Source organism: Arthrobacter sp. YAF17 (assembly GCF_052113365.1).
Lineage (GTDB): Bacteria > Actinomycetota > Actinomycetes > Actinomycetales > Micrococcaceae > Arthrobacter.
The window spans coordinates 215,219-222,870 of record NZ_JBFRDB010000002.1; the positions used below are offsets into that span (position 1 = coordinate 215,219).

A 7,652-nucleotide genomic window follows, 5' to 3' on the forward strand; every position below is an offset into this window, starting at 1 on the left:
GATGTCAGCAAATTTCCAGCCGGCCGATGCCGACGTGGCACTGTTCGGCAACCGATTCGTGACCCAGGAAGTTCCGAGCCGGGAGTTCCCGGAGACCGGCATTCCAGCCGAGGACGCTTTGCGGCTGGTGTCGGAGGACCTGGCGCTGGAGGGTGATCCGGCCCGGAACCTGGCGACCTTCGTCACGACCTGGATGGAGCCGCAGGCCCAGCAGATCATCGCCGCGAACCTGCACCGCAACTTCATCGACCACGCCGAATATCCCCGCACGGCAGAGATTGAGCAGCGCTGCATCCGGATGCTCGCCGACCTCTTCCACGCGCCAGGCGAGACGACCGGCGCCCGAACCCAGGGATCATCCGAGGCGATCATGCTCGGCGGCCTGTCCCTGAAATGGAACTGGCGCAAGCGTCGTGAGGCCGCCGGCGCCCCGACGTCGAACCCGAACCTGGTGTTCGGCGGCGACGTGCATGTCGTGTGGGAGAAGTTCTGCCGCTACTTCGACGTCGAACCGCGGATCGTGCCGCTGCAGCCGGGGAAGTACACGATCGGCCCGGACGACGTGCGGGCCCACGTCGATGAGAACACCATCGGCGTCGCAGCCGTGCTGGGGACGACGTTCACCGGGCACAAGGACGACATCGCCGGCATCAACGACCTGCTGCTGCAGATCAAGCGTGAGCGGGGCCTTGATGTGCCGCTGCACGTGGACGGGGCCAGCGGCGGGTTCGTCTGGCCGTTCCTCTACCCGGACTCCGAGTGGGACTTCCGGCTCGAGCAGGTGCACTCGATTAATGTCTCCGGGCACAAGTTCGGCCTGGTCTATCCCGGCATCGGCTGGCTGATCTTCCGGGAGAAGGCCGATCTGGCCAAGGAGCTCGTCTTCGAGGAGAACTATCTCGGCAAGACCGACTCGACGTTCACCCTGAACTTCTCCACCGGCTCGTCGATGGTTCTCGCCCAGTACTACAATTTCGTGCGCTATGGCCGCGCCGGTTACACCTACATCATGCGGAACATGCAGACCAACGCCCGCGTCCTCGCCGAGAAGCTGGAGGCCATGGGCCGGTTCGAGATCATCGGCCCGGACGAGGAGCAACTTCCCCTGGTCGCGTTCCGGCTCGCCGGCGACCCCGGGTACGACGAGTTCGACATTGCCTGGCAGCTCTCGGCCGAGCGCGGCTGGATGGTGCCGGCCTATACCCTGCCGCCGAACGCCCAGGACGTGACGATCATGCGGGCCCTGGTCAAGGAAACGATGAGCCGGGAGCACGTCGACACGCTCGCCCGGGACATCGAAGAGGCGTGCTCCACGCTGGCAAAGAAGGGCGGCGCACACGAATCCGAACGAAACAAGATCGTCACCGGACCCGGCCACTGACCCGGCGCCACGGTGACACACCGGGCCCGACACATCCGGCCCGGCTGACGCGGGAACCGGCATCACATCTTCCTTCTGTCCCTGGTTCTCGTTGCGAAGTCGACCTATGGTCGATGCATGACCACACCGCTGGACGCCCTCCCCAAGATCGGAGCGCCAGCTACGCGAGCTTTGAGCGGCGCCGGCTATCTGTCTCTCAGGGGGCTCGCCGGCGTCCCGCGGTCCGAATTGGCCAAGATGCATGGCGTCGGGCCCAAGGCTCTGCGAATGCTTGAGGAGGCGCTTTCAGAACACGGACTGGGACTGAAATAGGGCGGGGACATCCCCACACATTAGGGCCACGCAGGCCTTCGCCTCGGCGGCCCGGTGTCAAAGTTCTTAGGCCAGCTGAGTGAGGATGACGGGTCCGGATTCCGTGACGGCGATCGTGTGCTCGGAGTGCGCAGTCCGGCGGCCATTGGAACTGCACAAAGTCCACCCGTCGGCAGCTGTGACGAGCTTGCTGGTGCCGTCCATGACCCAGGGTTCTATTGCCAACAGCAGGCCCGGGCGGAGTACGTAGCCGCGTCCGGGTTTGCCGGTGTTCGGAATATGCGGGTCCTGATGCATGGTGCTGCCAACGCCGTGTCCGCCAAATTCGGTGTTGACCCGGAAGCGGGCCGATTCGAGGACCGAGCCAATGGCGTGGGAGACATCGCCGATACGCGCCCCGGACTGCGCTGCCTGGATACCGGCCAGCAATGCGTTCTCGGTGGTCTCGATCATGTGCCGGTCAACGGGCGCGGAGGAGTCCCCGACAACGAAGCTGATGGCGGAATCAGTGACCCAGCCGTCGACACTGGCCGCGAAATCAAGCGTCAGGAGATCCCCGTCCCTCAGGACGTAATCATGGGGGAGTCCGTGGAGTACGGCATCGTTGACTGACGTGCAGATGACTTTTCCGAAGGGGCCGCGCCCGAATGACGGGGCGTAGTCGACGTAGCACGAGCGGGCACCTGCGGCCCGGATCATCGAGGCCGCCCAATCGTTAATCTCCAGGAGATTGGTTCCGGGCTCGATTCTCGCCCGCAAGTCCGACAGGGTCTTCGCCACGAATTGGCCGGAGAACCGCGCCTCGTCAACTTCCCGGGGTGTGAGCAGTTCTATCAAGGTTCCTCCAAAACAATGTTCCTCCAAAAAATGGGACCGGTATTATTATAACGGTACTATGCTTGGAAGATGGTTAGAGTCCCCCTGAGCCCAGAAGACGTCCGTGCCGGGAGGCTGCTCGGAGAGATGCTCCGTAATGCGCGGGGGGAACGGACCCTGGTCCAGGTAGCTCTGGGTGCGGGTATCTCCCCTGAGACGCTGAGGAAAATCGAAACGGGCCGGATCGCGACTCCGTCTTTTATGATCGTGGCTTCCCTCGCCGAAGAACTGGCCCTCTCCCTGGACGCGATCCAGGGAACGCTGCGACGGACATCGGGGGAGAAGCTCGACGTCGCTTCCTGAACGCGCGTGCCGTGCCATGCGGCCGCAGGGCCAAAGTATTGCCGAAGGGGGAGCGGCGCGCAGCCTAGGCCGAGTGCCGGTGGGCGTCATCCCCGGCATCGTGGATGACCGCGTCGGGGACAACCGCATCGTGGACGACGGGGCACTCGGCGCCGGCGGTCTTCGGGGCGGCCGGCTCGACCGTGATCCCGTACAGCGCCTCAAGGGCGGCGACATAGTCTTCCTGCTGGCCGTTGGCGGCGAGCTCACGGGCCCGGACCGTGGGGACGTGCAGCAGCTGCTTAACCATCCGGCGGAGCGCGAATTCAACTTCTTCGGCCGCGGCGGTGCAGCCGTGGCGGGCCCGGACCTTTTCCATTTCCGTGTCGAGCACGTTCATGGTGTGCCGGCGCAGGGCGACGATCGCCGAGTCCACCGAGCGGGCTTCGCGCTCCTGCTCGAAGGCGCTGGCCGCACCCGCCACGATGCTGCTGGCCTGGGCCAGCGATTCGGACTGTTCCTGCGGGGCGGCCAGGCGGACCGATTCCAGCGTGAGGAGTTCGACGCCGTCGAGACCGCCGACGGCGGGATCAAAGTCGTGCGTGAGGGCGAGGTCGATGGCGATCAGCGGCTGGGGCGACGCCGCCCGCACTGTGGCCAGTTCCGCGGCCTCGACGCGGGTGTCCGCTCCGCTGCAGCCGATCATGACGTCGGCCGCGGCGACGGCGGCCGGAAGGGTTTCGCCGTCGAGCGCGGTCCCGCCGCGGGTGGCGACGAAGCCTGCCGCCCGGCCGGACGAGGAGTAGACGGAAACGTCCGTGCAGCCGCGTTCACGCAGCAGCGACATGGTGGCGCCGGCGTAGGCGCCGGTGCCGAAGACGACGACCTTCTTGGTGGACCAGTCAGGGTCCTCGGAGAGCTCGGTGGCGAGGTCCAGGGCCACCGAAACGACGGAGAGGCCGCGGGCGCCCAGGGCGGTCTGGGCTCCGACGTCCTTGGCGGTCTTCGATGCGGCCTGGAACAGCCGGACCAGGCCGGAGCTGGCCGTGCCTTCGTGCTGGGCGGTAATCAGGGCCCGGCGCACCTGGCCCGCGATCTCGCGTTCACCGACGACGGCGGAGTCAAGGCCGGAGCTGACCGAGAAGAGGTGCCGGGTGACGTCCGAGCCGGTTCGCGTGCTGAAAGACTGCGCGACGAGCTGTTCGTTCAGTCCGGTGGAGCCGCTGAGCTGGGCGATGAGGGCCGCCCGGGCGTCGTCGACGTCATCCGGGCGGGGCGCTTCGCCGTAGATCTCGAAGCGGTTGCAGGTGGCAAGGACAATGGCACCCGCCACGGCCGGCGACCCGGCGAGGGCGGATGAGGCGAGCTCTGAAGCGCCGGTGCTCAGTTGAGCAACGGTCTCGAGGTCGATGTCGGCGTGGGTCGCCACCAGAGAAAAAAGAACCACAGCAGGACAATCATAGCTTTTTCGTACCCGCGTAGAACAACTGTCCGGCGTGGAACCGCACACGCCGGGGTGTGATTCCCGCCACCGCGCAGGGGTGGCCCGTTTGTGTGCCCGGGCCGGTGACAGGCTGTCGTTATCTTTTGGGGCTGATTTTGGGCACAATCGAAGTCATGACTCCTAGCACTGCGGCAACTCCCGAAATCTCCGGCCTTGACGCCGGGCACCCGCTGATGGACGGCCGCACCGCGGATTCCGCTCTGATCACGGCCTACCGCGGCGGCAAGCCCTCCCGCCGCCCGGTCTGGTTCATGCGCCAGGCCGGCCGTTCGCTGCCCGAATACCTCAAGGTGCGCGAGGGCGTCGCCATGCTGGATTCCTGCCTGCGCCCCGAGCTGGCTTCGGAAATCACCCTGCAGCCGGTCCGCCGCCACGACGTCGACGCCGCCATCTTCTTCTCCGACATCGTCATCCCGCTCAAGCTGGCCGGCGTCGGCGTGGACATCGTCCCCGGCGTCGGTCCCGTGCTGGACACACCGGTCCGCACCGCCGCGGACGTCGCCGCCTTGCCCGAGCTGACCTGGGAAGCCCTGGAACCGATCCGCGAAGCCGTCAGGCTCACCGTGGCCGAACTCGGCAACACCCCGCTGATCGGCTTCGCCGGCGCGCCGTTCACCCTGGCCGCCTACATGGTCGAGGGCAAGCCGTCCCGCGACCACCTCGGCCCGCGCACCATGATGCACGCTGATCCCGAAACCTGGACGGCCCTGGCCAACTGGGCCGCGGACGCCTCCGGCATGTTCCTTCGCGCCCAGCTGGAAGCCGGTGCCTCCGCCGGCCAGCTCTTCGACTCGTGGGCAGGCTCCCTTGGCCTGGCCGACTACCAGCGCTTCGTCGCTCCCGCTTCCGCCCGCGCCCTGGACCATGTCCGGCACCTCGGGGCGCCGCTGATCCACTTCGGCACCGGCACCTCGGAACTGCTCGTCGCCATGCGCGACGTCGGCGTCGACGTCGTCGGCGTGGACTACCGGCTGCCGCTCGACGAAGCCAACCGCCGGCTGGGTGGCACGGTGCCGTTGCAGGGAAACATCGACCCGGCCCTGCTGTCCGCACCGTGGGAGGTGCTCGAAGCCCACGTCCGTGAAGTCATTGCCGCCGGCGCCTCGGCCCCCGGCCACGTGCTGAACCTCGGCCACGGGGTACCGCCGGACACCGATCCCGCCGTGTTGACGCGCGTCGTCGAACTTATCCACTCCATCTCCCCGGAGTAAGGGCATGGAGGCAGCCGGCACGCCTGCGGGGACAGGGCGGACCGCAGTGGTGGTGGGCGGCGGAGTCTCCGGCCTGCTTGCCGCCCGGACGCTTGCCCGGGCCGGTGTCCGCACCACGGTGCTGGAGGCCTCCGGCGCGTGGGGCGGCTGCGTCGGGAGCCATACAGTGGCGGGCCTGACGCTGGACAGCGGTGCAGAATCCTTCGCCACCCGTTCCTCGGCAGTGGCGGACCTCGCCGCAGAGCTGGGCATTGCCGGCGACATCGTCGCGCCGAATCCCGGCGGCGCCTGGGTCCAGCTGCCCGACGGCCCGCGCGAACTGCCCCGCACCGGCGTCCTCGGCATCCCGGCCAATCCCTGGGATCCGGAAGTCCGCCGTTCGCTCGGCCTCGCCGGTTCGCTCCGGGCCTCGCTGGACAAACTGCTGCCCGCCTCGCTGGGCACCACAGCCGAGGCCACCAGCGTCGCGGCACTGGTCCGCGCCCGGATGGGGCGGCGCGTCCTCGAACGGCTGGTGGCACCTGTCGTCGGCGGGGTCCACTCCGCGGACCCGGACGTCCTCGACATCGACATGGTGGCGCCCGGCCTGCGCGCCGGGATCAGGGACCACGGGTCCCTCGCCGGCGCCGTCGCCGCCCAACGCGGGGGAGCCGGGCGCGGGGGAGGCCAGCGCAGCGCAGACGGACCCGCCGGAGCCGCCGCGGCGGCGCCGGCGCCGGGGCTGCAGAAGGCCGGGTCCGCCGTTGCGGGACTGCGCGGCGGGATGCATACCCTCATCTCCGCGCTGATCACCGAGCTGCGCGGCCAGGGCGTGACGCTGCTCGGCGGCACACGGGCAGACTCCGTGGAGCGGACTGCCGGCGGCTGGCGGGTCTCCTCCGGGGACTCGGCCCACGACGCCGGGCTGCTGGTCGTCGCCGTGGAGGGACCGGCCGCCGTCGGGCTGCTCTCCGGCGCCCTGCCGGACCTTGCCCGGCTCCGCCCCGAGGCCGGACCCGACGTCAGCCTGGTCACGCTCGTGGTGGACCTGCCCCCGCTCGACGCCAGGCCTCGCGGCACCGGGGTCCTGGTCGCGCCGCAGAGCCCGGGAATCCAGGCCAAGGCCCTCACCCACGCCACCGCCAAATGGGGGTGGCTCGCAGACCAGACCGGCCCCGGCACCCACGTTGTCCGGCTCTCCTATGGACGCGGTGATGCCCGGCACGGCGCCGAGGCGCGGCCAGAGCCCCGCACCGACGACGAGCTGTTGGAGGCTGCCCTGAGGGATGCCTCCACCCTGCTGTCCGTACCGGTCACCGCCGGGGACGTGGTGGACTGGGACGTCGTGCGCTGGGGCGGCGCCCTGCCGTTCGCCTCACTCGGCCACAAGGGCCGCGTCGCGGAAGTGCGCAGCATCTGCGCGGCGGACGGCACGCTGGCCGTCGTGGGCGGCTGGCTGTCCGGCAACGGACTCGCAGCGATCGTTGCCGATACCCCAAAGCAGGTCCGGCAGCTGCTGTCCTGAGCGGCGAGGGCGCCCGAATCCGGCCGGAAACTGCCCGCCGGAGCGGGCGTCGTTCCGGGCAGCGGTTACCCGGAAAACGGGGGAACGGCAAATTTTCCCCCGCGTCCTTTGGCGGCTAAGGTCGGTGACCATGCTTACTCACAGGTCCAACGTCCAAAGAACGCCGGCCGGTCACCATGGGGGGCTTCGGCGCGGCACGGCAGCTGCAGCGCTGGCAGTTGTGCTGGCTCTATCCGCGGGCGCGCCCGCCTCACATGCGGCCGCGGGCGTCAACGCCGCCGTTCCAGCCGCGACGGGCACGCTGTCCATTGATCTCGACGGCCTGGTTGACGGACTGCTGGGTCCGTCGAAGTCGCCCACGCCTTCGCCTTCGAGCCCCTCACCCCAGCCGACCGGCTCCGAGGAACCCGACGAGCCGGTGCCGAGCCGGACCCCGACGCCGTCACCCACCCGGACGATCGCTCCGCAGCCTGTGGCGCCCCCGGCGCCCGGGACTCCGCAGCCCACCACCCCGGCCGTGCCCGCTCCGGCCGAGCCCGCGCCGGCCGTGCCCGCGGTTCCCGGGCCGGGCCCCTCAACCGC

6 protein-coding genes and 1 pseudogene are annotated in these 7,652 nt (G+C 69.0%); 5 read left to right on the top strand and 2 right to left on the bottom strand.

The features are described 5' to 3' along the window. The first annotated feature begins 1 nt into the window (after position 1). Positions 2-1,381 carry a glutamate decarboxylase gene (locus tag AB4Y67_RS04020; protein WP_441404502.1) on the top strand — a complete coding sequence of 460 codons (1,380 nt, stop codon included), beginning with the start codon at positions 2-4 and terminating at the stop codon, positions 1,379-1,381. 378 nt (positions 1,382-1,759) lie between these two features. Here AB4Y67_RS04020 and map read toward each other — a convergent pair whose 3' ends face one another. Then, positions 1,760-2,530 (bottom strand): type I methionyl aminopeptidase, encoded by a 771-nt coding sequence (gene map, locus AB4Y67_RS04025; RefSeq protein ID WP_441404503.1) that lies wholly within the window; start codon positions 2,528-2,530, stop codon positions 1,760-1,762. A gap of 69 nt (positions 2,531-2,599) precedes the next feature. Between map and AB4Y67_RS04030 the strand changes: the two genes are divergently transcribed. Then, positions 2,600-2,872: a helix-turn-helix domain-containing protein gene (locus AB4Y67_RS04030; protein WP_441404504.1), complete on the top strand. Its 273-nt coding sequence runs from the start codon at positions 2,600-2,602 to the stop codon at positions 2,870-2,872. Between the two features lie 64 nt (positions 2,873-2,936). Here AB4Y67_RS04030 and AB4Y67_RS04035 read toward each other — a convergent pair whose 3' ends face one another. After that, positions 2,937-4,298 (bottom strand): glutamyl-tRNA reductase, encoded by a 1,362-nt coding sequence (locus AB4Y67_RS04035; protein ID WP_441404505.1) that lies wholly within the window; start codon positions 4,296-4,298, stop codon positions 2,937-2,939. 170 nt (positions 4,299-4,468) lie between these two features. Between AB4Y67_RS04035 and hemE the strand changes: the two genes are divergently transcribed. From hemE to AB4Y67_RS04050, 3 genes and pseudogenes are all read left to right on the top strand, one after another. Continuing rightward, complete coding sequence (gene hemE / locus AB4Y67_RS04040) at positions 4,469-5,566, top strand: uroporphyrinogen decarboxylase (RefSeq protein WP_441404506.1); 1,098 nt, start codon at positions 4,469-4,471, stop codon at positions 5,564-5,566. A 4-nt stretch (positions 5,567-5,570) separates the two neighbouring features. Beyond that, positions 5,571-7,070, top strand: coding sequence for a protoporphyrinogen oxidase (gene hemG, locus AB4Y67_RS04045; RefSeq protein ID WP_441404507.1), 1,500 nt, complete (start codon positions 5,571-5,573; stop codon positions 7,068-7,070). Between the two features lie 130 nt (positions 7,071-7,200). Then, a pseudogene (locus AB4Y67_RS04050) lies at positions 7,201-7,652 on the top strand (hypothetical protein); the annotation flags it as partial.

Bases quoted from the DNA above. Each gene is read 5' to 3' on its own strand.
- AB4Y67_RS04030 (WP_441404504.1), top strand. From the start codon at position 2,600: ATGGTTAGAGTCCCCCTGAGCCCAGAAGACGTCCGTGCCGGGAGGCTG.
- hemE (WP_441404506.1), top strand. From the start codon at position 4,469: ATGACTCCTAGCACTGCGGCAACTCCCGAAATCTCCGGCCTTGACGCC.
- AB4Y67_RS04020 (WP_441404502.1), top strand. From the start codon at position 2: ATGTCAGCAAATTTCCAGCCGGCCGATGCCGACGTGGCACTGTTCGGC.
- hemG (WP_441404507.1), top strand. From the start codon at position 5,571: ATGGAGGCAGCCGGCACGCCTGCGGGGACAGGGCGGACCGCAGTGGTG.